Here is a 23785-nt window from a genome sequence, read left to right as displayed (position 1 = left end):
GGACTATTTCCGCTGGGTTGAACCCACGGAAACAGTCCGATATTTCATTTCCCCGCTCACCGATTACCTGTTAGTCCGAAAAATAGCGCCTTTCGCATACGTCAAACGAACAGTCGGCTGACTGTCGTGACATGGAACGAGGGCCGGAGATGACTGACGGGAAGTCCATTCGCGGCAGCGGCGTGCTACGCGCCGTATTCTGCGTATGGGCGCTATCGACATCGGGTGCGCACGCGCAGACGATTGCGCCGGGCGGGAGCGCACACGAAGCGCTACGCCAACAAGAGCGCGAGCGCGCGTTCAGAGCGCAACAGGAAGCAGCGCCCGACATTCGGCTCGAACGGCCGGCGAAGGCCGGCATCGAACGGCTGCCTGAAAGCGAATCGCCGTGCTTTCGGATCGATCGCATCGTGCTGGCCGGGGACGTGGCGGCGAAGTTCGAGTGGGCGCTCAAAGCCGCCGACCCGTCGAACGATCGCGCCACGGGCCGCTGCCTCGGCGGCGAAGGCGTTGGCCTCACGATGAAGCGCGTGCAAAACGCCATCGTCGCGCGCGGCTATATCACCACGCGAGTACTGGCCGCGCCGCAAGATCTGACGCAAGGCACGCTGACGCTTACGGTCATTCCCGGCCGCGTTCGCGCCGTGCGTTTTTCCGATGACAGCGGCCGCCGTGCGACGAAATGGAATGCCGTGCCCGTGCGTTCCGGGGACATCCTCAATGTGCGCGATATCGAGCAGGCGCTCGAAAACTTCAAGCGCGTGCCGAGCGTCGAGGCCGATATCCAGATTGCTCCCGCCGAGGGTCTCGATGTCCAGCCCGGCGATAGCGATCTCGTCATCACATGGAAGCAGGCCTTTCCGTTCCGCATCACGTTATCGGCGGACGATGCCGGCAGCGAGTACACGGGCAAATACCAAGGCAGCGTCACGGTCTCCTACGACGACTGGTGGGCACTCAACGATCTTTTCTACGTCAGCTTCAATCGAGACCTTGGCCGAAGCTACGGCCACGGCAAGGGGACGCGTGGCTACACGGCCCACTACGAGGTGCCCTACCGCTACTGGCTGCTCGGCTTCACCGCGAGCGGCTACGACTATCGGCAACGGGTAGCGGGCGCCAACCAGACGTACATCTACCTCGGCAGCGCGGAGAACGCCGAACTGCGTCTTTCGCGACTCGTATATCGCGATGCCGTACGCAAGACGAGCGCCTACGTCGCCGGCTGGCTGCGCAATTCGCACAACTATATCGACGATACCGAAATCGAGGTCCAACGCCGCCGGATGGCGGGTTGGGAATTCGGCGTGACGCATCGCGAGTTCATCGCGGCAGCGATATTCGATACGCGCATCGGCTACCGGCGCGGCACCGGAATGCTGTCGGCGCTTGCCGCACCCGAAGAACTATTCGGCGAGGGTACATCGCGCTCGGCGCTGATCACGGCGGACGCGCAGCTGAACGTGCCGTTCGGGATCTCGAAGCAACGCTTTCGATACGCTGCATCGTGGCGCGCGCAATGGAATCGCACGCCGCTCGTGCCGCAGGATCGCTTTCAGATCGGCGGCCGCTACACCGTGCGCGGCTTCGATGGAGAAAGTACGCTGCTCGGGGAGCGCGGATGGCTGTTGCGCAACGATTTGGGCTGGACGATCGGCGGCACCGGGCAGGAGCTTTATCTCGGCGTCGATTACGGCGAAGTCAGCGGTCCGTCGACGCCGCAACTGATCGGCACGCGTCTGGCCGGCGCGGTCGTCGGGTTACGCGGCGGCTACAAGCACTTCATGTGGGATCTGTTCGCGGGCCGCCCCGTCAGCAAGCCCGACGGATTTCAGACCGCGAACACGACCGCGGGATTCAACCTCCTTTGGTCCTATTGAGGAACGACGCATGAGGTATGGATCGCTCGACGTCATTGCGCCGCGTCTCTTGCACACCTCCTGCCGCGAGGCCGAAGCGCTCGGCAGTGCCGTGTGGCTTTGGATGCATTCGGCCGGACATCGTGACGCCCCGCTCAAAGTTTTGCCGGCAGTGCTGTTGCCCGCGATCAAAACCGGACAGTTCGTGCTTGCCACTGACGCGGGCAAGCCGGTGTTCTACCTGTCGTGGGCGAGCTTCAGCGAAGAGGCGGAGGCGCGCTATCTGACCAACCTGCCTGAGCACATGCCCGACGCGGATTGGGCAAGCGGCGATCGGATGTGGCTGCTCGACTGGGTGGCGCCGTTCGGCCATACCCGAATCTTGCGTCATATCGTCGCTCAGCTCTTCTCAGATTGCTGTCTGCGCTCGCTCTGTCACCGCGGCGACGAACGCGGGCTTCGCGTGATGGAGCACAGGGGCATTGCCGTGTTGAAGGACGAGGCGCGCGCCTGGTTTCTTGACCATCCGATCACGCACGCGAGGTCGCTTACCGGAGACAATCCCAGATGAACAAGCACTGCTATCGGATCGTTTTCAATCGGACGCGTGGACTGCTGATGGCCGTCTCGGAGCGTGTTGCCAGCGACGGGAAGGCACGCGGCACGTCGCGCGCGCCGCAGATGCGAAACCGTGCGGCCGGCGTTGCTGCGGCCGTGCGGCCGTTGCAGTATTGGATGCTGCTGGCGTGGGGGCTCGTCAGCCTCCCAGTGCACGCGCAGATCGTCGCCGACCGCAGCGCGCCGGGCGCGCAACAGCCCACTGTTTTGACCGCGGGCAATGGCGTGCCGGTCGTCAATATCCAGACGCCGAGTAGGGCAGGCGTTTCTCGCAACAGCTACAGCCAGTTCGACGTCCATTCGCAGGGCGCGATTCTCAACAACGCGCGCAAGGCGGCCGAGACTCAATTGGGCGGCTGGGTGCAGGGCAATCCGTGGCTTGCCGGCGGGTCGGCCCGCGTCATTCTGAACGAGGTCAACGGCAGCCATCCGAGTCTTCTGCGTGGCTACATCGAGGTTGCCGGCAGCCGCGCGCAGGTCGTGATCGCGAACCCGGCCGGCATTTCCTGCGACGGATGCGGCTTCATCAACGCCAATCGCGCGACGCTGACCACCGGTATTCCTCTCATGAACGCGGGAAATCTCGACGGTTATCGCGTAACGAGTGGGGCTATCGGTATTTCAGGCGCGGGCTTGGACGCGAGCCGCACCGATTTCACCGACATCATCGCGCGCTCCGTGCAGGTGAACGCCGGTATCTGGGCCAATACGCTGAAAGTCACCACGGGCGCGAACGAGATCAGCGCCGATCATGTGCATTCGACGGCAACCGCGTCGAACGGCGTAACGCCCGCCTACGGGCTCGATGTCGCCAACCTCGGCGGCATGTATGCCGGCAAGATCACGTTGGTCGGCACCGAATCGGGCGTGGGCGTGCGCAACGCGGGGGCGATCGGTGCATCGGCGGGCGATGTTATCGTGACGGCCGACGGGCGGCTCGAGAACAGCGGACGCATCACCGCCAGCGGGGCGGTACGCGCCGACACCAGCGGGTCCATGACGAATACGGGCACCGTATATGCGCAAGGCGACACGCGGCTGACGACACGTGGCAACGTCGCCAACGGCGGGACGATCGCGGCACAGGGCGATACGACCGTTGCGGCGGCCGGCATGATCGATAGCCAACCCGGTTCGTTGCTGGGCGCTGGGATACGAAGCGACGGTGCGCTCGGCGCGAGCGGTACGCTCGAACTCGCGGCGACAGGCCAGCTTAACGCGCGCGGGCAGAACATCGCCGGTGGCGATTTGAACGCCAGCGGTGCGGCAATCACCATCGCGGGCAGTCAGACCGCAGCCACGCACATATCGCTGACGGCCGCGGGTGGCGACATCGATGCGACCGCAGCCGCTGTTGCGGCCGCGCAGACGTTCGCGGCAAGTGCATCGGGCTTGTTTCGCGCCGACGATGCTGCGGTATCGGCGGAACGGCTGTCGTTGGCGGCACGTGGCATTTCGAACGTACGAGGCAATATCGTTCAGACGGGCACGTCCGATCTGTCGATTCGAGTCCCTGGACAATTCGACAATACGAATGGGCGAGTTGCGGCCAACAGCATCAATGTGTCGCTCGATGCTCAAACGCTGAATAACAGAGGTGGAACGATTGCTGTCAATGGGACGGCAACCGTGCGCAGCGGCACGTTGGACAACACCGAGCAAGGCAGCATCACGGCCAGGGCGGAAGCGAAGATCGTGACGGCGTCATTGGTGAATGCCAAAGGCAGCTTGACCGCGGGTGGCGCGCTCGATGTCGAGGCGAAAGAATCGATCGACAACGCTGGCGGGTTGATCGGGGCGAACCAGAACCTGTCGGTTAGCGGCAGCGCAGTCGATAACGCGGACGGCCTCATCGGATCGGTGCACGGCGCTGCGACCGTATCTGCGGCGACAGGGCGTGTCGACAACACTGCCGGCCGCATCGAGGCGGCACAGGCTGTCAAGGTCTCGTCGAGTGGACTCGCGAATACAGGCGGCGTCATAGCCGGCAGCGACGTGCGCATCGATAGCCGCGGGCAGTCCGTCGATAACGAGCGCGGTGCAATCGTGGCAAGGGGATTGCTCGACGTTCGGAGCGGAAAACTGACGAACGACGCAGGCCTCGTGCAGGCCGCTGGTGCGCTGGAGATCGACACGCATGGCCACATGCTTTCCAACACGAATTCAGGCGCGACGGGCGGCATCCTGGGCCGCGGTGCGGTGACGCTGCGTACCGGCAAGCTCGACAACACCGCAGGCTTTATTGGCGCCAAAGGCGAAGTGATGGCCAACGCTGGCTCGATCGTCAATGCGCACGGCGGGCAGATTGCCGGCGAAGAGGCGCTCTCGCTGATCGGTGCCCACATCGATAACCGGGCGGGCAAGATCCAAGCGCTCGGCAAGGTCGAGCTCGGTGCCAGTGACGGCACCGTCGACAACAGCGGCGGCCTGATGCGCTCGGGCGATCGGCTGGCGGTGCGCGCGCAGGCGTTGCTCAATCGCGGCACGCAAGGCGACGAGCAGGGCATGGAAGCGCAAAACATCGGCGTCACGGCCGACGCGATCGACAATCATTCGGGCGCGATGCGCGCCGATGGACTGCTGTCGCTTACCGGTGCGGGTACGGTCGACAACGGCGAAGGACTGATTTCGTCGGCGCAATCGGTTCAGATACAGGATCGTCAACTCGCCGACAAGACCCAACGCGTAACGAATACCGGCGGAACGTTGATCGCGGGCAAGTCGCTCGGCGTGAAGAGCGCGGAGCTGTCCGGGGACGGCAGTGTGCTCTCGCGAGGCGACCTCGACGTCAGCGTGAATGGAGACTTCGTCAACACGGGCAACGTCGAAGCAAGCGGCAACGTAGGGTTTCAGACGACAGGCCAACTGACGAATCGGGCCGCGATGCGGGCAGGGGCCGCGCTGAACGCCAGCGCAAGCACGATCGACAACACCGAAAGCGGGGAACTGAGTGCGGTGGACACGCAAGTTGCCGCAGCTGGGGGGATCACGAACCGAGGGTTGATCGACGGGCAGGACACGACCGTATCGTCGGGTGTCGTCAGCAATAAAGGCACGGGGCGCATTTACGGAGATCATCTCGCCATATCGGCGGGTACGTTGAATAACGATGCCGAGAAAGGTGCCGCGGCGACGATCGCTGCGCGCAGCCGGCTCGATATCGGTGCGCAGACCGTCAACAATCGCGACCATGCGTTGATCTTCAGTGCGGGCGACATGGCCATCGGTGGAGCGCTAGACGGCAGCCGCGTAGCCATGGGTTCGGCGGCGACCGTCAATAACAACAGTGCTTCGATCGAAGCACTCGGCAATCTGACGATGGCCGCGGCGGACGTCAACAACACGAACGAACACTTTGCCATCGATGTTCAGCCGCAGGGCGCGCCCGAACACATCGTCGAATATCAGGGCGATGGATCGGCGAACCGCTACCGGCCCGACGATCCGGGGGTGCAGGTCTACAACGACGAATCGGATCATTTGCGCACGCCGGAACGAAGCTACGAAAGCTGGCACAAGTACGAATACGACCGCAGGACGACGGCGACCGTCATTGCCGAGTCGGATCCCGCGAAGATCACCTCAGGCGGGGTCATGCGTATCGACGCATTGAACGTGCTCAACGACAAGAGCCAGATCGTTGCAGGCGGCGCGCTCACGGGCACGATTGCGAAGTTGAACAATACCGAAGTCGCGGGCAAGCAGACGGTCACCGATTCGGGCACCGTCACGTCTCACTGGCGCAATCATAGGAAGGGTCGCGACGACACCGGCCGTCGCTCGGCTCCCTATACGCCTCCCCCAGCGATCGCGGAGATCAAGCTCACGCCGACCGTCTATACGGAGTTCACGGCGCCGGGCAACACTGGCGTGCACATCGGCGCGGTGAACGTTGGCGCCGTGACGCGGATTGCCGACAGCGTGGGTGCCGCAGGTGTCGGTATGCGCAGCGGGCGCGTGGTGACTCCGATCACGGAAGTGTCCGCGCCCGACCTTCAGGGCGGCGCGCAATCGTTCATGATTCGCAGCACCGAGGTCAATACGACTGTGCCGGCTGCGAGCCTTTTCTCGGTCAATCCGAATCCGGCCGGCAGTTATCTGATCGAAACCGATCCACGCTTTGTCAACTATCGAAACTGGCTGTCTTCAGACTACATGCTCGAGCAATTGAGGGTAGATCCGGCGTTGACGCAAAAGCGGCTTGGCGATGCCTTTTATGAGCAGAAGCTGGTTCGCGAGCAAGTGGCGAAACTGACGGGCCGCCGCTTCCTCGAAGGATATGCGAGCGACGAGGCCGAGTATCGCGCACTGATCGACAGTGGCGTGACTTATGGAAAAGCGTGGGGGCTACGGCCCGGTGTCGGGTTGACGGCTGAGCAGATGGCGCGATTGACGAGCGACATGGTTTGGCTCGTCGAGAAGGAAGTGACACTGCCGGATGGGCAAACGACGAAGGCGCTGGTACCGCAGGTCTACGTGCGTGTGAAGCAGGGCGATATCGACGGATCGGGTGCGCTCGTTTCAGCGCAGGCGCTCGCGCTCGATGCATCGGGCGACATCGCGAACGAAGGAACGATTGCGGGGCGCGACTTCGTTGCGCTGAAGGCCGACAACGTGAAGAACCTCGGCGGGCGCATTACGGGAAGCGATGTCGCGGTACGCGCCCTTACGGATTTGACGAATCTTGGCGGCACTATCGATGCCGCAAACAGCCTGTTTGCGACGGCGGGCAGGGATATCGAGAGTATCAGCACGACGAGCACCCAGGCGAATGGCCAAGGCACGATCACGAACGTCAGTCGCGTGGCGGGGTTTTACGTGACCAACCCGTCGGGCGGGACGCTTCTCGCCTCGGCCGGGCGCGATCTGAAGTTAGCGGGCGCGCAGATCGGCAACGCCAGCGTTGACGGGCAGACGCTCGTCGCTGCGGGGCGCGACTTGAACCTGACCACTGTCGATACGTCGAGCAGCCAGTCGCTGACGTGGGACCGGAATAATTGGCGCGAGGACAGCACGCAACGGGAGATCGGATCGTCGATTCATACGGCGGGCGATGTGCGCCTTTCGGCTGGGCATGATCTTAACGCGCGCGGAGCATCGGTAACCAGCGAGCAGGGTGCCCTTGTCGCGACGGCCGGCCACGATGTCAACCTCACTTCGTCGCAGACGATACGCGACGTCGACGAGGCTCATCGGCATAAAGGCAACAGCAGTTGGTTTTCGTCGAAGACGATTTCGACACGCAATACGTTGTCGGAGACCACGAATCAGGCCACGACGTTTTCGGGCAACACGGCCTATGTGCAGGCCGGCAACGATATCAACTTGAAGGGCAGCAACGTCGTGTCGACGGACGGCACGGCGCTCGTTGCCGCGCACGACGTGAACATCGACGCTGCAACCGATTCGCTGACCGAACGGCACTTCCGGAAGGAGATGAAGACGGGGCTTTTCGGCAATGGAGGAATGAGCTTCACCGTTGGCACGCAACAGCAAAGCCAGGATAACGCGGACGCCCGGACCACGGTGTCGGGGTCAACCGTGGGCGCGACGAACGGCAAGGTCGCGATCAAGGCGGGCAATCGCTACACCCAGACGGGTAGCGATGTGGTGGCGCTGGGCGGCGATGTCGAAATCGACGCGAAGAAAGTCGCCATCCTGGCGGCCGAAGAAACGAGTCACAGCACGCAGGAAACCGTGTTCAAGCAATCGGGGCTCACTGTGTCGGTGACGGCGCCTGGGATTGCTGCGGTACAGACGGCCGGCCAGATGAAACATGCGGCGGGTCAGACGTCGGATCCGCGCATGAAAGCGTTGGCGGGCGCGGCAACGGCGCTGGCGGCCAAGAATGCGGCCGATGCGGTGGCGTCCGATCCGAAATCGGGCGGGGGCGTCAATATCGCGATCACGGTGGGCGGATCCACGAGCCGTAGCAAGACGACGGAAGACTCCGTTCAGGCGGTCGGCTCTAACGTGGCGGCGGGGGGCAACGTGACGATTCGCGCAACCGGCGCGGACCAGGATTCGACGTTGACCGTGCAGGGCAGTGAGATCAAAGGCGGGGGCAACGTGAAGTTGAAGGCCGACGGCGAGATTCAGCTGCTGGCGGCGGATAACATGCACGAGTTGCACCGTACGAGCAGCAGCGCGGGCGGCGGCGTTGGGGTGGCGGTCAGCGTCAGCTCGCAAGGCGCGTCGGTGGGCGTGACGGCGAATGCGAGCGGCTCGCGCGGGAGAGCCGACGGCACCGATGTGACGTGGACGAATACGCATGTATCCGCGGGTAAGAAGCTGATACTGGAATCGGGCGGAGATACGACGCTGCGCGGAGCGGTGGCAAGCGGCGAGCAGGTGGTGGCTCATGTGGGTGGCGACCTGAACATCGAGAGCTTGCAGGACGTAAGCGGTTATCGCAGCAAGGATCAGTCGATCGGGGGCAGCGTGACGGCGGGTGCGGGCGTCTCGGCGAGCGCGAATATCGGTCAGCAGAAGATGAAGAGCGACTTTGCGAGCGTGATGGAGCAGTCAGGGATCAAGGCCGGCGACGCGGGTTTTCAGATCGATGTGAAGGGCAATACGGATTTGAAGGGCGGTGCGATTACGAGCACGGAGAAAGCTGTCGCGGATGACGTCAACAGCTTGGTGACAGCGACGCTGACCACGAGCGACATCGAGAACCGGGCGGAATACAGCGCAAGCAGCTTTGCGGTAGGAGGCGGTTACAGCTTCAGCGGCGGGGGCACGGCGTCGGGCGTTGACAAGGGTAATACGGCGGCGGGTGGTGTCGGCACGAACCAGCAGGGGCAGGCGACGACGGGTGGCGACAGAGTCCCGGGGAACAACGTGGCGACGTCAGGCAATTGGAGTGCGACGCCGCCGGCGGCGATGGCTGCGTCGGGTAGCGGTAGCAGCACGACGGTGAGCGGGATCAGCGGCGGAGCGATTCGTATCACCGACGATGCGAAGCAGCGGGCGCTCACGGGCAAAGGAGCTGACGAGGTTGTCGCGAGCGTGAATCGCGACTTGACGACCGAGCATGACGGGACGAATGCGCTGACGCCGATCTTCGACGAGAAGGAGATTCGGGCGGGCTTCGAAATCGTCGGGGCGTTGCAAAGGGAGACGGGGACGTTCCTGGCGAATCGGGCGAAGGCATCGAGCGAAGCACAGCGGGAGTTGGACAGCGAAAGGGCCAAGCCTGAGGATGAGCGAGACGCTGGGCGGATGGCGCAATTGACGCAGGTGCTCGAGGAGAATGCGACCTGGGGGCCGGGTGGGGCTGGGCGTCGGGTGCTGACTGCGTTGACGGCGGCGGCAGGAGGGAACGTGACGGGCGCGACGAGCCAGTTTGTGCAGGCGGCGGGGGCGACGTATTTGCAGACGCTGGGTGCGGAGCAGATCAAGGCGTTGTCGCCGTATCTGGGTGGCGAGGGGAGCGCGGCGCATACGGCGCTGCATGCGGTGCTGGGGTGCGCGGGAGGGGCGGCGTCGGGGGGAGAGTGTGGGGCGGGGGCGTTGGGCGCGTCGGCCGGGGTGGTGCTCAATAGCGTGTTGGATCAGGCGAGCCGGACTGAGGGGCTGGATCCGAGCGAGAAGGACGCTCGCGCGAATTTGGTGGCGTCGCTGGTGGCGGGGGTAGCGCAGGCGATGGGGGCCGATAGTGCGCAGGCGGTGACGGCTGCGCAGGTGGAGACGTTGTTTAATCGGCAGTTGGGTGACGATGAGAAGAAGCTCGCAAAGCAGTTGGCTGCGAAAAGCAGCGGCAAGTACTCGCAGGAGCAGATCGAAGATCAGCTGCGCATCATGGGTGTATACATCAACGGCGAGCACGAATCGGGGGCTCCCGTCACGTTGATCGGAGAGGCGCCCACCGATGCTGGAGCAAAGTGGATTTCTGGCGGGGTAACGGCCGATGGCAAGCCGATCCTTACGCAAGTGACGGCCCAAGCGGATCCAGAGTTGCAGAACTTCATCTTGGCCAACAATCACTCGGCTTCGCCGGCTCAAGTGCCGAGCATTTACACGTACGATCGGCCGTCGAACAATGATTGGGGATTCCATCTCACTGGGCCGTTTACGCGATTCGATCGGTCGGATGCTGAATTTGTAAGAAACAGGACCGCGGATACGGCTTCGATGGTGTCGACAACGTCAGGACGCTTCAGCGCCATAGCAGCTGCAGCTGCCGAAATCCCCTCGGCTTATTCTCCAGGGTTTGCGGCTGCTGCATTTGCGGGGACCGTCTTGAGCTACGGCGCCAGTGCAATAGAGCAACTTGTGAGGCCGAATCCTGTTGGATTCAGCGTCGACAGTACGGTCGACCTCCTGCTATACAGACCAGCAGAAAAATTCCCCCTTTGGGGCCCAGTGATTAACGAGGCAGGCAATGCAATCAAGCGTTCCGATTGGCTCAATCAGATAAAAGGTCAAGGTGATCCGAAAAAATGAAGCAGATCCATGTCATTGAAGATGGAAATCTAAGTGGGTGGTGGCGCACTGTCCTTTGCATTGTTGGCGCGGCTATCGTTTATTTGAGTGTGAAGTACGTGCATTCAGTGTTGCTTATGTCATTCGGGTTATTGCTTGCTGCTATAGGTGGTTATGCTAGCCGCGCCCGCATGCTAAAAATCAAGCCGTTTGACAACAGCTACAAGAAGGCCCGAGACAGCTACAAGGCGAAGAGCAACGAAGAGAGCTGAAGATCGAGATAATAACGTGGACCAAATTGAGAGATTAAGGAAATGAAGCGTTTGCCGTTGGCCGCGTTCCTGGGGCGGGCCTCCCCGTTTTCGATAGATCGAGATTTCGCGCCGATCTGTCAAAGCAGCGCATTGCCTCACTTGAAGAGCTTGATGATATCAATGATGCTTTCAATGGCAGTCATTTCAAATGGAGTCGGAGCGACTGAGCATCGCAATATCGCTTATGAGGATGACTATATCTGGTACCTCGCTAGAGGGATGGCAGACTGGCAAATGGATGTCGTATTCCCAAGCGGCGTGCCCGCTGATGTGGACTTTCAGCTTCGATCCGATGCTGCATTGATTTATCATCATCATCTCGTTGAATGTAATGGACCACTCAATGACATCGCGAAGCTGGATTCCTTCGGTGTCAGCTACGATGATATGTCGAAGAGTGACCTCCTCCATTTTATCGGCGTATCGGGGAAGGACGTGCGACCCATTCTTGCTAAGTGGAACATTAAGATATTTCCGGTGTTGGCTGCGCTGATGGCGAGTGGAAAGATTTCGACAGAATTGCCATCATGTGTAAACGAAAATTACGTCGCGCCAACCATCAATGACTGACTTGTTTATCGGCAGCCCCATCCGGATGAAAGAGCGTCGATCGCACGAAGAAAGGAAGACTACGCGAAGAGAAACGGTTTGACCGTTGCGCAGGCTGAGCAGGAGTTGCTGACTCAAGCGAATTTGATGCTTCAGAACGGCTCGCCGGGAACGTGGAATGAGCGCGCGGCGGCGTTCTTACGGGAACATAAGGGATTGCTGCCGGCAGATGGCGATAGCGGGACGAGCTATATGTTCTTTGCGACGCCGGAGCAAAGGGCGAATCCGAATATGTATGCGCAGTATTACGCTAATAGTGAGCAACTGAACCAACCGGGGTCGGTCGACATCGCCAATTCAATTGGTCGTCAAGAGGCGTATCGCGACCTTTTCGAGAAGGGAACATGGAGTGCTGCGGTGGGTGCCGTGACCGTGGCAATCGCTGGTCCTGTTGCAATGATTCCCGGTGCACCGATCCTGAGTACGAGCGGCGTGCTTGGATCGGGCGCGCTTGCTTCGCCGGTCAGCGCAACGCTCAACGCCGGGGCGCAATATCTACAGAACGGCCACATCGATCCGATCGACATAGGCGGCGCGTTTATAACGGGCGCGGCCGGCTCGTATGGCGGACTCCTATGGAATGTCGGAGTTAACACGTTTGGCGGAGCAACGACTACCGCTCTGAATAACGTTTTGCCGGGAAGGGTCGACAGCGTCGTGTTCCGCGGCGTCGTGGGCGGTGCCTCTTCCTCGTTGGGTTATGGCGCGGGTCGTATCGCTGAAACGGCGGCCAGTCGCTTAATAAGACCGACCGTTTCGCGCAGCACGACCGCGGGGAAGGCGGCGCAGGCGATAGCTAATTCTGGTGATCCAAAGAAGAAATAGGAGATGCAATGTCAGTCGAAATAGTAAGTGGTCTCGTTGGTGGAGTGTTCGGGCAGGCCGTTGGCGAATTTCTCGGCAAATTTCGCCTGTGGCAGGTCCTTATACTTACTCTTATGGCCGAATATGCTGCGGTCTTCGTCGCAGGTATTGCGCTGGTCGGGGTCAACGTTACGGTATCGCGATTTCATCAATTTGTTACTCCGTATGCGGTGTTGATATTTTTGGGGTTGGCCGTAATGGTGACGTTCGTAGCATTCATGGGTGGCGTGGCGAGGAATGGCGCTAATAAATCGAATGGTGACAAAAGATAGTGATTGCTACAAAACAAAAGTAGACAAACAGGATGAACAAGAATGAATCACCCTAAATTGGACACAGCCCTAATCGAGGACAAATTTGCAGTCGCTCAAGTTGTGCTGTATATGTTTGCGGTCTTGCAGATCGTGGTCGCTCTCGCGACGGCTACGGGTGGGGTGGCCCTTGGCATAGCCGCTGACGCAACAACCATGCAGCGCATATCGACCACCACGAACGCTTTGATCAACGTCTTCGCTTTTGTGGCGGGGTATCTGCTATTGGCGCGGTGCTTGAATCACTGTACCAGACTTGTCTGGCGTATTGCGTTGAGCGTTTTCCTCGTTAACGCTGGCGCTGCCGCCGTTGCAATAGCCGCGGAATACAATGTCCCGTTCCAGATATTGGCTTGCAGTCTCTCTATTGCAGGGGCGATCTCAGTATGCCGGGGGCGAGGAGTCATCCAAAAATAGCTGTCATACTCAAGGATCTGCAAGTTCGCTTCTGATCGGTTTAATCAGCACTGAACGTCCAAGAGCGGGCGTCGGGCAGCGAGAAGGGGAGAGTCGCCGGCGCTGTCGGAGCGAGGACCGGACGCATCCGACCACGCCAAACTGCGCACCTGCCAGCGCCCAAATTTCCATTGCAGTACGCTGAAAGGCCGGCTTCAGGCGCCGGAATCTTCCGTCCCTTTTCAGCGAGGTCAAATATGGAATATCGACATCTCGGCGCATCGGGATTCAAAGTCCCGGTGCTCGGCTTTGGCACAGGCACGTTCGGCGGCAAGGGTGAACTCTTTCAGGCCTGGGGCGAAACGCACGTAGCCGAGGCGCGCCGGCTCGTCGACATCTGTCTGGACGCCGGCGTGACGCTCTTCGACAGCGCCGACATCTATTCCGATGGCGCATCGGAGTCGACCTTGGGCGAAGCACTCAGAGGCCGCCGCGACAAGGTCCTGATTTCGACGAAGGCCACCTTCCGCGTCAACGACGAACCGAATAACGTGGGTTCGTCGCGTCACCATCTGATCAACGCCGTCAACGCCGCATTGAAGCGCTTGCAGACCGACTACATCGACCTGTTCCAGCTCCACGGCTTCGATGCAAAGACGCCCGTGCAGGAAGTGCTTTCGACACTGGACGACCTCGTCCGTGCGGGCAAAATCCGCTACACGGGCGTATCGAACTTCTCAGGCTGGCATCTGATGAAGTCGCTCGACGTAGCCGACCGTTACGGCTATCCGCGCTACGTCGCAAATCAGACGTACTACTCGCTGATCGGCCGCGACTACGAGTGGGAGTTGATGCCACTGGGTCTCGATCAGGGCGTGGGCGCCGTCGTCTGGAGCCCGCTCGGCTGGGGGCGGCTGACGGGCAAGATACGCCGGGGCCAGCCGTTGCCCGCGGTGAGCCGCTTGCACAAGACGGCCGATATCGGTCCGCCGGTGCCCGACGAGTACCTGTACCGCGTGGTCGACGCGCTCGATGCCATTGCGCAGGAGACTGGCAAGACGATCCCACAGATCGCGCTCAACTGGCTGCTGCAGCGACCGACCGTCTCCACGGTGCTGATCGGCGCGCGCAACGAGGAGCAATTACGGCAGAATCTCGGCGCGGTGGGATGGAGCTTGACGCAGGAACAGATGCGGCAGCTCGACGAGGCGAGCAGGGTCAGGCCGGTCTATCCCTATTGGCATCAGGAAGGTTTCGCCGAGCGCAATCCGTCACCGGTCTGAACACGAAAACGGGCGCGGCGCGAGCTCAACGCTCACTGCCGCGCGCTCTCGTTCTCACCCAATAGCGCCCCGTCCCACACGCTTTCGTCTTTCAGCCCGACACCGGTGAGCTTGCGCGTTCGCGCTGCTTCGAGCAGATGCAAAAGCTTGAACGCCGCCGCATCGTAACTGAGCCCCTCCGGGCGCACGTTCGAAATGCAATTGCGTTCCGCATCGCTGCGTCCGGTTTGCGGCTGGTACGTCAGGTAGATACCGAGGCTCGCCGGCGAACTGAGCCCGGGCCGTTCCCCGATCAACACCGCCACCATGTTCGCCTTCAGCAGCTCGCCGATGGGGTCGCCAATCGCTACCCGCGCCTGCGTTGCCACGACAATCGAGCCCACGTGCCAGCCTTTCAACTGTGCGATGGTCCGATCGATGACAGGAAGCGCGTGGGACGCCGCGGCGCGAGCCGACAGTCCGTCTGCAATGACGAAGATCAGATCGGGCCGCACTTCCGCCGACGTCGCGTGTTGCGCGAGATCCGCGGCGCTCGGGGCATCAAGTATTCGCCCGAGGTCGGGACGCCGCAGGTACTGCTCGCGGCTTTGTGCGGCGCTATGCACTTCGATGGAATCGAGGGTCCTCCGATCGAGTTCACGCCTGAGCGCTTCGGTGTCGAGCGGCGCGTGAACTGCGTCGCGTGCTTGTGCGTGCGCCGCGATGAACGCGAGCAGCGGCGCAGTCGGCAGGCTCGCACCCGAGCGTCCCAGTGCGATGCGAGCATCGGTGAACCGACGCAACGCGCTCCAGGGGTTCTCTTCGATCGTCCCTGTATGCCTACCCCTCACATCCTGGCCTTCCTCTTTCATGATGGAATCCAATCGAGGAGCAGTGGCTTGCTTGACTGATGCTGGATCTGCCCGGCCGCGTCGGTGATGCGAATCGATTCGAGCCACGCTTCGAACTCGGGTGCGCGTCGAAGATCGAGCAGACGCCGCACATAGAGCGCATCGTGAAACGATGTGCTTTGATAGTTCAGCATGATGTCGTCGGCGCCGGGCACGCCCATGATGAAGTTGACGTTGGCGGTGCCGAGCAAGGTCAGCAGTGTGTCCATATCGTCCTGGTCCGCTTCGGCATGGTTCGTGTAGCAAATGTCGCAGCCCATGGGCACGCCGAGCAGCTTGCCGCAGAAATGGTCTTCGAGGCCCGCGCGGATGATTTGTTTGCCGTCGTACAAGTATTCCGGCCCGATGAAGCCCACTACCGTGTTGGTCAGGAACGGATTGAACTTGCGGGCGACCGCATAAGCCCTGGCCTCGCAGGTTTGTTGATCGACGCCGTGATGCGCATTGGCGGAAAGTGCGCTGCCCTGTCCCGTCTCGAAATACATCAGGTTGTTGCCAACCGTCCCGCGCTTTAACGACAGACCTGCGTCGTACGCTTCGGCGAGCAGCGACAGCGAGACGCCGAATCCGGCATTGGCCTTCTCGGTGCCGGCGATCGATTGAAAGATCAAGTCGACGGGCGCGCCGTTTTCGATCGCGGCCAGCGTGTTCGTGACGTGCGTCAGTACGCATGTCTGCGTCGGTACGTCATACGCGCGGCGGAATTCATCCATCATCGTAAGCAGCGCCGTGATAGCAGCTAGCGAATCCGACGCGGGGTTGATACCGATCATCGCGTCGCCGCAGCCGTACATGAGCCCATCGACGATCGACGCGGCGATGCCTTTCAGATCGTCGGTGGGGTGGTTCGGCTGCAAGCGCACGGCAAGATGGCCCGGCAATCCCACCGTATTGCGAAAGCGCGTGACGACGGGACGCTTGCGCGCGGCGAGTATCAAGTCCTGATTGCGCATCAGCTTGGACACGGCGGCCACCATTTCCGGCGTGAGACCTGTGGCAACAGCCGTCAGCATGGCGCTATCGGTGGTGTCGGCCAGCAGCCACTCGCGAAAATCGCCCACGGTCAGATGCGCAATCGGCGCAAACGCTTCAGGCGAATGGTCGTCGACGATGAGGCGCGTCACCTCGTCGGCTTCGTACGGGATCACCGCTTCATCCAAAAACGCACGAAGCGGCACGGCGGCCAGTGCCATTTTCGCGGCAGCGCGCTCCGCCTCCGAATCGGCGGCGAGCCCGGCAAGCTCGTCGCCTGAGCGGCGCGGGCTGGCCTTGGCGAGCAGGGCCGCCAAGCTGTCGAAGCAGTAGCTGCGCGCGCCGATGGTTTCGCGAAAGTTCATGCCTGCGCCCTCGCTCGCAGAGATGGAAAAAGCACTATACGCCGTCGCCGCCGTTCGGCCTCGGGGCTTGCCCGTTGACCGTGCCGGATATCGAGGTGCGCTACGGCATCACGCTGCGCCGGATTGACGCCGGTCGGCGGGTGATTCTTTGAGAAATCGGAGGATTAGCGAGAGTTCTGGTGCCCAGGGCCGGACTCGAACCGGCACGCCTTGCGGCGGGGGATTTTGAGTCCCCTGCGTCTACCTGTTTCACCACCTGGGCTTTCGGTGGCCGGCGCAAGAATGCGCTGGCGAAGAGCGCGATTATGGCCGAAAACGCGTGCGTCGGCAACATTCCGCAGCGCCCGATTGGACAATCCCACCCGTCGGTGGCAGCTTCGGGCCTTCAGCGGATGCCGCTGCCCGACATCATTCGCTGATAAAGACGAACTTCCCGCCACGAATCGCCCCCATCACGCTCGCACGCTGATCGAGCCCCACATGGTCCTTCGCGCTCGTGTTCACGACGCCATTGGGCACGACGAGCTCGTGCGCGTGCTCGAGCTCCTCCCGCAACGCCTCGCGAAACTGCTCCGTACCTGGCTGCGCCTTTTTCAACGCCCTCGCCACGGCATCCTCCAACCGCGGATAAACACCAGCCGCATCGCCGGCAAACTGCGTCACAGAGCCGGGGCCATATGTGTCCTCATACGCCGTCACGAACGCGAGCGCCGCCTTTTTCGCCGGATGATCGGCCGGCAGCGTACGCGCCACCACAACGGGCTGGGTCGGAAAGAGCGTCCCTTCCACTTCCTTGCCGCCAAGCCGGATGAACTCCGGTGTCGCAATGCCGTGCGTCTGATAGATCGGCCCCTTGAACCCGCGCTCGACGAGCGTGCGCTGCGGTAGCGCGGCGGGCGTACCGGCACCCGCAACGAGCACCGCATCGGGCTTGGCCGCAATCAGCTTCAGTACCTGCCCCGTCACGCTCGCATCGTTGCGATTGAAGCGTTCCGTCGCGACAAGCCGGATATGCCGCAGCTCGGCAAACCGCTTGAACTCGTTGAGCCAGCTATCGCCGTAACTGTCGGCGAAACCGATAAAGGCAACCGTTTTCACGCCATGGTTCGCCATATAGCGCGTCATCACATCGGCCATCGCGCCATCGGTCTGCGCCATCTTGAACGCCCAGATGCGCTTGCCTTCCTGCGGCTCGACCACACTCGCGGAGCCGATCAGCGTGATCATCGGCGTTTGCGAGGCGGCCACCGGGTCGAGCGCCGCGAGCGCCGCCGGCGTGATATTCGGCCCGACGATCACGTCCACGTGGTCTTCATCGATGAGCTTGCGGATGTTCGCAACGGCTTTGCCGGGGTCGGTGCCGTCGTCGAGCACGATGTACTGCGCCTTTTGACCGGCGATGGTGGCCGGCCACATCTGGATGGCATTCTTGCTCGTGATGCCGATGACGGCGGCGGGCCCCGTCGATGACAAATCGATGCCGACCTTCAGGTCGGCGTGCGCTGCCGAGACGAGCGCAAATGCGGCGCACGCGAAGGCGCGGCGCAAGAAGGCGGCGGTCGACACCATGTAATCTCTCTCTCTTGGTTGTTGTGACTTCAGAGTTCGTAGTTTTCGTGTTCGCCCTTGAGCGCCTGCTCGATCAGCTTGCGCGTGAGCGACGGCGAAAGCAGCTCGACGAGCGTATAGACATAGCTGCGCAGATACGCTCCCTGTTTCAGGGCGATCCTGGTCAGATTGGTGCCGAAGAGATGGCCGACCGGCATGGCGCGCAAATGCTTGTCACGTTCCGCGTTGAAGGCGATATCGGCCATGATGCCCACGCCGAGCCCCAACTCGACGTAGGTTTTGATGACGTCGGCATCGATTGCCTCGAGAACCACGTCGGGCGTCAGATTGCGTCGCGCGAACGCCTCGTTGATCTTCGTCCGGCCGGCGAACGCGGCTTCGTAGGTGATGAGCGGGTACTGCGCCAGATCTTCCAGTGAAAGCTGTTTGCGCTGCAGCAGCGGGTGGTCCGCGGGCATGATCGCGACGTGATGCCACTGAAAGCACGGCAGCGAGACCAGTTCCTTATAGTTGGAGATCGCCTCGGTCGCGATGGCGATGTCGGCATGGTCGTGCATGACCATCTCGGCGACCTGCGTCGGGCTTCCTTGCAAAATCGAAAGGTGCACCTTCGGAAAGCGCCGCTTGAACTCGGCGATGGCAGCCGGCAGCGAGTATCGGGCTTGGGTATGCGTAGCCGCAATGATGAGATTGCCCTGGTCCTGCGCGGCGAAATCCTTGCCGACCCGCTTCAGGCTTTCCACCTCCTGCAGAATCCGCTCGACGGACGCCAGAATGATCCGCCCCGGCTCCGTCAGCGAGCGCACGCGCTTGCCATGCCGTGTGAAGATGTCGACCCCAAGCTCGTCCTCGAGCTCGATGATCGCCTTCGAAACGCCGGGTTGCGACGTGTAGAGCGCCTTGGCGGCCTCCGTCAGATTGAAGTTCTGACGAACGGCCTCGCGCACGAACCGGAACTGGTGCAGGTTCATTTATAACCCTTGCGCATAAGGAAACAATTTTTAAGTCGTTTGAAATATAAGGCCAGTTTATTACGATCCCCAGACGTTTATCAATACGCTTAGCAGTTTTTGTCATTAGCAAATGAGCTGGCGGCCCGGATTACGGGCGCCGGCAGGCACGGACAGCAATTCGGGCGTCGCGGACCAGGCCGCGGCGCGACACAACCTGGGGTCCCCGAATGTATCAATACGATCAGTACGACCAGACTATCGTCGACGAGCGCGTCGCGCAGTATCGCGACCAGGTCCGCCGCCGCTTGTCGGGCGAATTGAGCGAGGATGAATTCCGCCCGCTGCGTCTGCAGAACGGCCTTTACATGCAACGCCACGCGTACATGCACCGCATCGCGATTCCGTACGGCAACTTGCGCAGCGACCAGTTGCGCATGCTCGCACACATCGCGCGCAAGTACGACCGTGGCTACGGTCACTTCTCGACGCGTACGAACATCCAGTACAACTGGATCCAGCTCGAGGACACGCCCGACCTGCTGGCGGACCTGGCATCGGTGCAGATGCACGGCATCCAGACCTCAGGCAACGACATCCGCAACATCACGGCCGACCAGTTCGCCGGTGTGGCGCCCGACGAGATCGTCGATCCGCGTCCGTGGGCGGAGATCCTGCGCCAATGGTCGACGTTCCACCCCGAATTCAGCTGGTTGCCGCGCAAGTTCAAGATCGCCGTGTCGGGATCGAAAGAAGACCGTGTTGCGGTACAGATTCACGATCTGGGCGTCTATCTGTCGAAGAACGAAGCGGGCGAGGTGGTCTGCGCGATCCTCGCGGGCGGGGGTTTGGGCCGTACGCCGATCATCGGTGCCGTGATTCGCGAAAACCTGCCGTGGCAGCATCTGCTCACGTATTGCGAGGCCGTGCTGCGCGTCTACAACCGCTTCGGCCGCCGCGACAACCTCTTCAAAGCGCGCATCAAGATTCTCGTGAAGGCGCTCGGCCCCGAGAAATTCGCGCAACAAGTCGAAGAGGAATGGCAGCACCTGAAGGACGGCCCCTCGACGCTGACGCAAGCGGAATACGATCGAGTCGCGCAACATTTCCAGCCGCAGCCGTACGAGAAGTTGTCGGATACGGACGCATCGTTCGAAAAGCATCTGCTCGAAAACCGGGCGTTCGCACGTTGGGTCGAGCGCAACATGCGCCCGCACAAGGTGCCGGGCTACGCCGCCGTCACGCTGTCTTTGAAGCCGGCCAAGGGCGCGCCGGGCGATGCCACCGCGGAGCAAATGGAAGCCGTGGCGGATTGGGCCGACCAGTACTCGTTCAGTGAAATTCGCGTGTCCCACGAGCAGAACCTGATTCTCGCGGACGTGAAGAAGCGCGACCTGTTCGCGCTCTGGGAAGAAGCGAAGAAGCAAGGCTTCGCGACCGCGAACATCGGCTTGCTGACCGACATCATCGCGTGCCCGGGCGGCGATTTCTGCTCGCTCGCGAATGCGAAGTCGCTGCCCATCGCGCAGGCGATCCAGGACCGCTTCAACGATCTCGACTACGTGTACGACCTGGGCGACTTGTCGTTGAACATCTCGGGCTGTATCAATTCGTGCGGCCATCATCACGTCGGGAACATCGGCATTCTGGGCGTCGACAAGGATGGCTCGGAGTGGTATCAGCTGACGCTCGGCGGCGAACAGGGCACGGGCGCGACGCTTGCGCACCTCGGCCGTGTGATCGGGCCGTCGTTCGCGGCTCAGGAAATGCCCGATGTCGTGACGAAAGTGATCGATACTTTCGTCGAAAATCGTATCGACGGCGAGCGGTTCATCGATACCTATAATCGAATCGGTATGGCGCCGTTCAAGGAACGGGTCTACGCGTCGCGCCAGCCCGCGCACGCCTGACACCGACGAGAGCAAGAAGGAAAGAGAAGGAACACTCGCAGATGACTTCGATTATCAAGAACCGGACCGTGCTCGAGGACGATTGGCATGTCGTACGCGCGCTTGAAGACGGCAGCCTGCCGACGCTCGATCAGCTTCCCGCCGGTCGCCTACTCGTGCCGTTCGTCTTGTGGAAGCAAGCGCGTGAAGCGCTTGTTGCGCAGCGCGACGCGGCATCGCTCGGCGTATGGCTCGCGCCCGATGACGAGCCGGCCGATCTCGTTGCCGACTTCGAGAAAGTCGCGCTGATCGGCGTGGACTTTCCCGTGTTTCGCGACGGCCGCGGCTACAGCATCGCGCGCCTGTTGCGCGAGCGCTACGGCTGGCGTGGCGAGCTGCGCGCAATCGGCGACGTGCTGCGCGATCAGTTGAATTTCATGGCGCGTTGCGGCTTCGATGCGTTCGCCGTCCGGCCGGACAAGGACATTCACGATGCGCTGAAAGCGTTTGGCGAGTTCTCGGTGCAGTATCAATCGGCTGTCGATACGCCGCAGCCGCTTTTTCGTCGCCGCGCCGCGGCCGCGGAGGAACGCGCATGAGCGCCACCGTGGTCAATCCAGCCGAGCTGGCCGGCCGCGCGGATAGCGCGGAGCTGGCCGCGAAGGTCGAACGCCTGAATGCGCTGATCGATACGATCGCGGCCCGCCACGATGGCAAGGTCAAGCTCGCGAGCAGCCTCGCGGCCGAGGACATGGTGCTCACGCATGCGATTTTGTCGCGCGGCGCCGCAATCGGCATCTTCTCGTTGAATACCGGGCGGTTGCATGCCGAGACGATCGACATGATCGCGCGCGTGCGCGAGCGCTACGGGTATGAGATCGAGCAGTTTCATCCGCAACCGGAATCGGTCGACGCCTATGTTGGCGAGCATGGACTGAACGCGTTTTACGAAAGCGTCGAGTTCCGCAAGCGCTGCTGCGAGATCCGCAAGGTCGAGCCGCTGAACCGTGCGCTTTCGGGCGTCGATGCGTGGGTGACGGGGCAGCGCCGCGAGCAGTCGGTGACGCGCGCCGAACTGCACGAAGAAGAGCACGACGCCGCGCGCGGCATCGCCAAGTACAACCCGCTCGCCGATTGGAGCGAGGCCGAAGTATGGACGTATCTGACGCAGTATGACGTGCCCGTGAATCCGCTTCATGCGCGCGGCTATCCGAGCATCGGCTGCGAGCCCTGTACGCGGGCCATCCGCCCCGGCGAGGACAGCCGGGCCGGACGCTGGTGGTGGGAGTCGCGCGATACGAAGGAGTGCGGCTTGCATATGTCGCCGATGTCGCAGCTCCCGCCGATCAGCGTGATCCCCGCCGATACGAAACCGACGGTATAACGAAGAAACGCAGTAGACGAGTGCCCGCGGCAACGCTGGATAACCGGCGCCGGCCGGGCAAACGATAGGAACGACACCCATATGAGCACGATTCTGGAACCCTCCGCCACGACCCCGCTTTCGGTCACGACGAACCGCATGGACCACCTGGACTGGCTGGAAGCGGAATCGATCCACATTCTGCGCGAGCTGGTAGCGGAATGCGCCAAGCCCGCGCTGCTGTTTTCGGGCGGCAAGGACTCGGTGGTGGTCCTGCACTTGGCGCTCAAGGCGTTCGGGCTGGGCGCGAACCGCAAGACGGTGCTGCCGTTTCCGCTGGTGCACATCGACACCGGTCACAACTATCCTGAAGTGATCGAGTTTCGCGACCGGCGCGCGACCGAGCTTGGCGCCGAACTCGTGGTGGGGCATGTGGAAGATTCGATCAAGCGCGGCACCGTGCGGTTGCGTCGCGAGACGGACTCGCGCAATGCCGCGCAGGCCGTCACGCTGCTCGAGACGATCGCGCAGCACGGTTATACGGCGATGATCGGCGGGGCGCGCCGCGATGAGGAGAAGGCGCGTGCCAAGGAGCGCATCTTCTCGTTTCGCGACGAATTCGGCCAGTGGGATCCGAAGGCGCAGCGCCCGGAGCTGTGGAGCCTGTTCAACGCGCGGCTGCACGCGGGCGAGCATCTGCGCGTGTTTCCGATCTCGAACTGGACCGAGCTGGACATATGGCAGTACATCGGGCGCGAGCAGCTGGAGCTGCCGTCGATCTACTACGCGCACGAGCGCGAGATCGTGCGGCGCAACGGGCTGCTGGTGCCGGTGACGCCGCTCACGCCGCTGCGCGAGGGCGAGACGAGCGAGAAGGCGCGCGTGCGCTTTCGCACGGTGGGCGATATCAGCTGCACGTGCCCGGTCGAGAGCGATGCGGACGACGTCGAGAAGATCGTGGCCGAGACGGCGGTGACGGACATCACGGAGCGCGGCGCGACACGCATGGACGACCAGGCGTCGGAAGCGGCGATGGAGCAGCGCAAGAAGCAGGGTTACTTCTAAGCGCCCAGCACACGAAGGACACGAAGGACACGAGGCAGGAC

The 23785-nt window shown here is 62.0% G+C and carries 17 protein-coding genes and 1 tRNA gene; 13 read left to right on the top strand and 5 right to left on the bottom strand.

Translation table 11 applies throughout. The annotated features are described in order from the left end of the window. Nucleotides 1-149 precede the first annotated feature (149 nt). From ACR9ZC_RS23015 to ACR9ZC_RS22975, 9 genes are all read left to right on the top strand, one after another. Nucleotides 150-1880 carry a ShlB/FhaC/HecB family hemolysin secretion/activation protein gene (locus tag ACR9ZC_RS23015; RefSeq protein WP_481582041.1) on the top strand — a complete coding sequence of 577 codons (1731 nt, stop codon included), beginning with the start codon at nt 150-152 and terminating at the stop codon, nt 1878-1880. A 10-nt stretch (nt 1881-1890) separates the two neighbouring features. After that, the gene (locus tag ACR9ZC_RS23010) at nt 1891-2430 is read left to right on the top strand and encodes a toxin-activating lysine-acyltransferase (protein ID WP_481582040.1); all 540 of its coding nucleotides are present in this window, start codon (nt 1891-1893) and stop codon (nt 2428-2430) included. Beyond that, nucleotides 2427-10925: a two-partner secretion domain-containing protein gene (locus ACR9ZC_RS23005; protein WP_481582039.1), complete on the top strand. Its 8499-nt coding sequence runs from the start codon at nt 2427-2429 to the stop codon at nt 10923-10925. Before ACR9ZC_RS23010 ends, ACR9ZC_RS23005 begins: the two co-directional genes overlap by 4 nt. Then, nucleotides 10922-11176, top strand: a complete 255-nt coding sequence (locus ACR9ZC_RS23000) for a hypothetical protein (protein WP_481582038.1) — start codon at nt 10922-10924, stop codon at nt 11174-11176. The genes ACR9ZC_RS23005 and ACR9ZC_RS23000 overlap by 4 nt, the downstream gene beginning before the upstream one ends. A gap of 42 nt (nt 11177-11218) precedes the next feature. Continuing rightward, a complete protein-coding gene (locus tag ACR9ZC_RS22995; RefSeq protein WP_481582037.1) occupies nt 11219-11788 on the top strand; it encodes a hypothetical protein in 570 nt (189 codons plus the stop codon). A 78-nt stretch (nt 11789-11866) separates the two neighbouring features. Further along, nucleotides 11867-12652 carry a hypothetical protein gene (locus ACR9ZC_RS22990; protein ID WP_481582036.1) on the top strand — a complete coding sequence of 262 codons (786 nt, stop codon included), beginning with the start codon at nt 11867-11869 and terminating at the stop codon, nt 12650-12652. An 8-nt stretch (nt 12653-12660) separates the two neighbouring features. Beyond that, the gene (locus ACR9ZC_RS22985) at nt 12661-12963 is read left to right on the top strand and encodes a hypothetical protein (protein ID WP_481582035.1); all 303 of its coding nucleotides are present in this window, start codon (nt 12661-12663) and stop codon (nt 12961-12963) included. Between the two features lie 42 nt (nt 12964-13005). Further along, the gene (locus tag ACR9ZC_RS22980) at nt 13006-13419 is read left to right on the top strand and encodes a hypothetical protein (RefSeq protein WP_481582034.1); all 414 of its coding nucleotides are present in this window, start codon (nt 13006-13008) and stop codon (nt 13417-13419) included. A 236-nt stretch (nt 13420-13655) separates the two neighbouring features. Further along, nucleotides 13656-14681, top strand: a complete 1026-nt coding sequence (locus ACR9ZC_RS22975; RefSeq protein WP_481582033.1) for an aldo/keto reductase — start codon at nt 13656-13658, stop codon at nt 14679-14681. A 32-nt stretch (nt 14682-14713) separates the two neighbouring features. On the opposite strand, the gene eutC is transcribed toward ACR9ZC_RS22975, so the two are convergent. The 5 genes from eutC to ACR9ZC_RS22950 all read right to left on the bottom strand — a co-directional run bounded on the left by eutC (nt 14714) and on the right by ACR9ZC_RS22950 (nt 19448). After that, a complete protein-coding gene (gene eutC / locus ACR9ZC_RS22970) occupies nt 14714-15532 on the bottom strand; it encodes an ethanolamine ammonia-lyase subunit EutC (RefSeq protein WP_481582032.1) in 819 nt (272 codons plus the stop codon). Next, nucleotides 15529-16908 (bottom strand): ethanolamine ammonia-lyase subunit EutB, encoded by a 1380-nt coding sequence (locus ACR9ZC_RS22965; protein WP_481582031.1) that lies wholly within the window; start codon nt 16906-16908, stop codon nt 15529-15531. Before ACR9ZC_RS22965 ends, eutC begins: the two co-directional genes overlap by 4 nt. A gap of 177 nt (nt 16909-17085) precedes the next feature. Next, nucleotides 17086-17170: transfer RNA gene (locus ACR9ZC_RS22960), tRNA-Leu, on the bottom strand. Nucleotides 17171-17316: 146 nt separating this feature from the next. After that, a complete protein-coding gene (locus ACR9ZC_RS22955; RefSeq protein ID WP_481582030.1) occupies nt 17317-18477 on the bottom strand; it encodes an ABC transporter substrate-binding protein in 1161 nt (386 codons plus the stop codon). Nucleotides 18478-18506: 29 nt separating this feature from the next. Then, complete coding sequence (locus tag ACR9ZC_RS22950) at nt 18507-19448, bottom strand: CysB family HTH-type transcriptional regulator (RefSeq protein WP_481582029.1); 942 nt, start codon at nt 19446-19448, stop codon at nt 18507-18509. 209 nt (nt 19449-19657) lie between these two features. Between ACR9ZC_RS22950 and ACR9ZC_RS22945 the strand changes: the two genes are divergently transcribed. The 4 genes from ACR9ZC_RS22945 (at nt 19658) to cysD (ending at nt 23744) form a co-directional block, all read left to right on the top strand. Continuing rightward, nucleotides 19658-21337 (top strand): nitrite/sulfite reductase, encoded by a 1680-nt coding sequence (locus tag ACR9ZC_RS22945; protein ID WP_481582028.1) that lies wholly within the window; start codon nt 19658-19660, stop codon nt 21335-21337. Between the two features lie 41 nt (nt 21338-21378). Continuing rightward, the gene (locus ACR9ZC_RS22940) at nt 21379-21915 is read left to right on the top strand and encodes a DUF934 domain-containing protein (RefSeq protein ID WP_331568232.1); all 537 of its coding nucleotides are present in this window, start codon (nt 21379-21381) and stop codon (nt 21913-21915) included. Continuing rightward, nucleotides 21912-22700 carry a phosphoadenylyl-sulfate reductase gene (locus tag ACR9ZC_RS22935; RefSeq protein WP_481582027.1) on the top strand — a complete coding sequence of 263 codons (789 nt, stop codon included), beginning with the start codon at nt 21912-21914 and terminating at the stop codon, nt 22698-22700. The genes ACR9ZC_RS22940 and ACR9ZC_RS22935 overlap by 4 nt, the downstream gene beginning before the upstream one ends. An 81-nt stretch (nt 22701-22781) precedes the next feature. After that, the gene (gene cysD / locus ACR9ZC_RS22930) at nt 22782-23744 is read left to right on the top strand and encodes a sulfate adenylyltransferase subunit CysD (protein ID WP_481582026.1); all 963 of its coding nucleotides are present in this window, start codon (nt 22782-22784) and stop codon (nt 23742-23744) included. Nucleotides 23745-23785: the final 41 nt, after the last annotated feature.

This window comes from Trinickia sp. HAY1-2D, assembly GCF_056754935.1.
The sequence above is the reverse complement of the archived record's forward strand: the minus strand, read 5'-3'. Positions and strand labels throughout refer to the sequence as shown.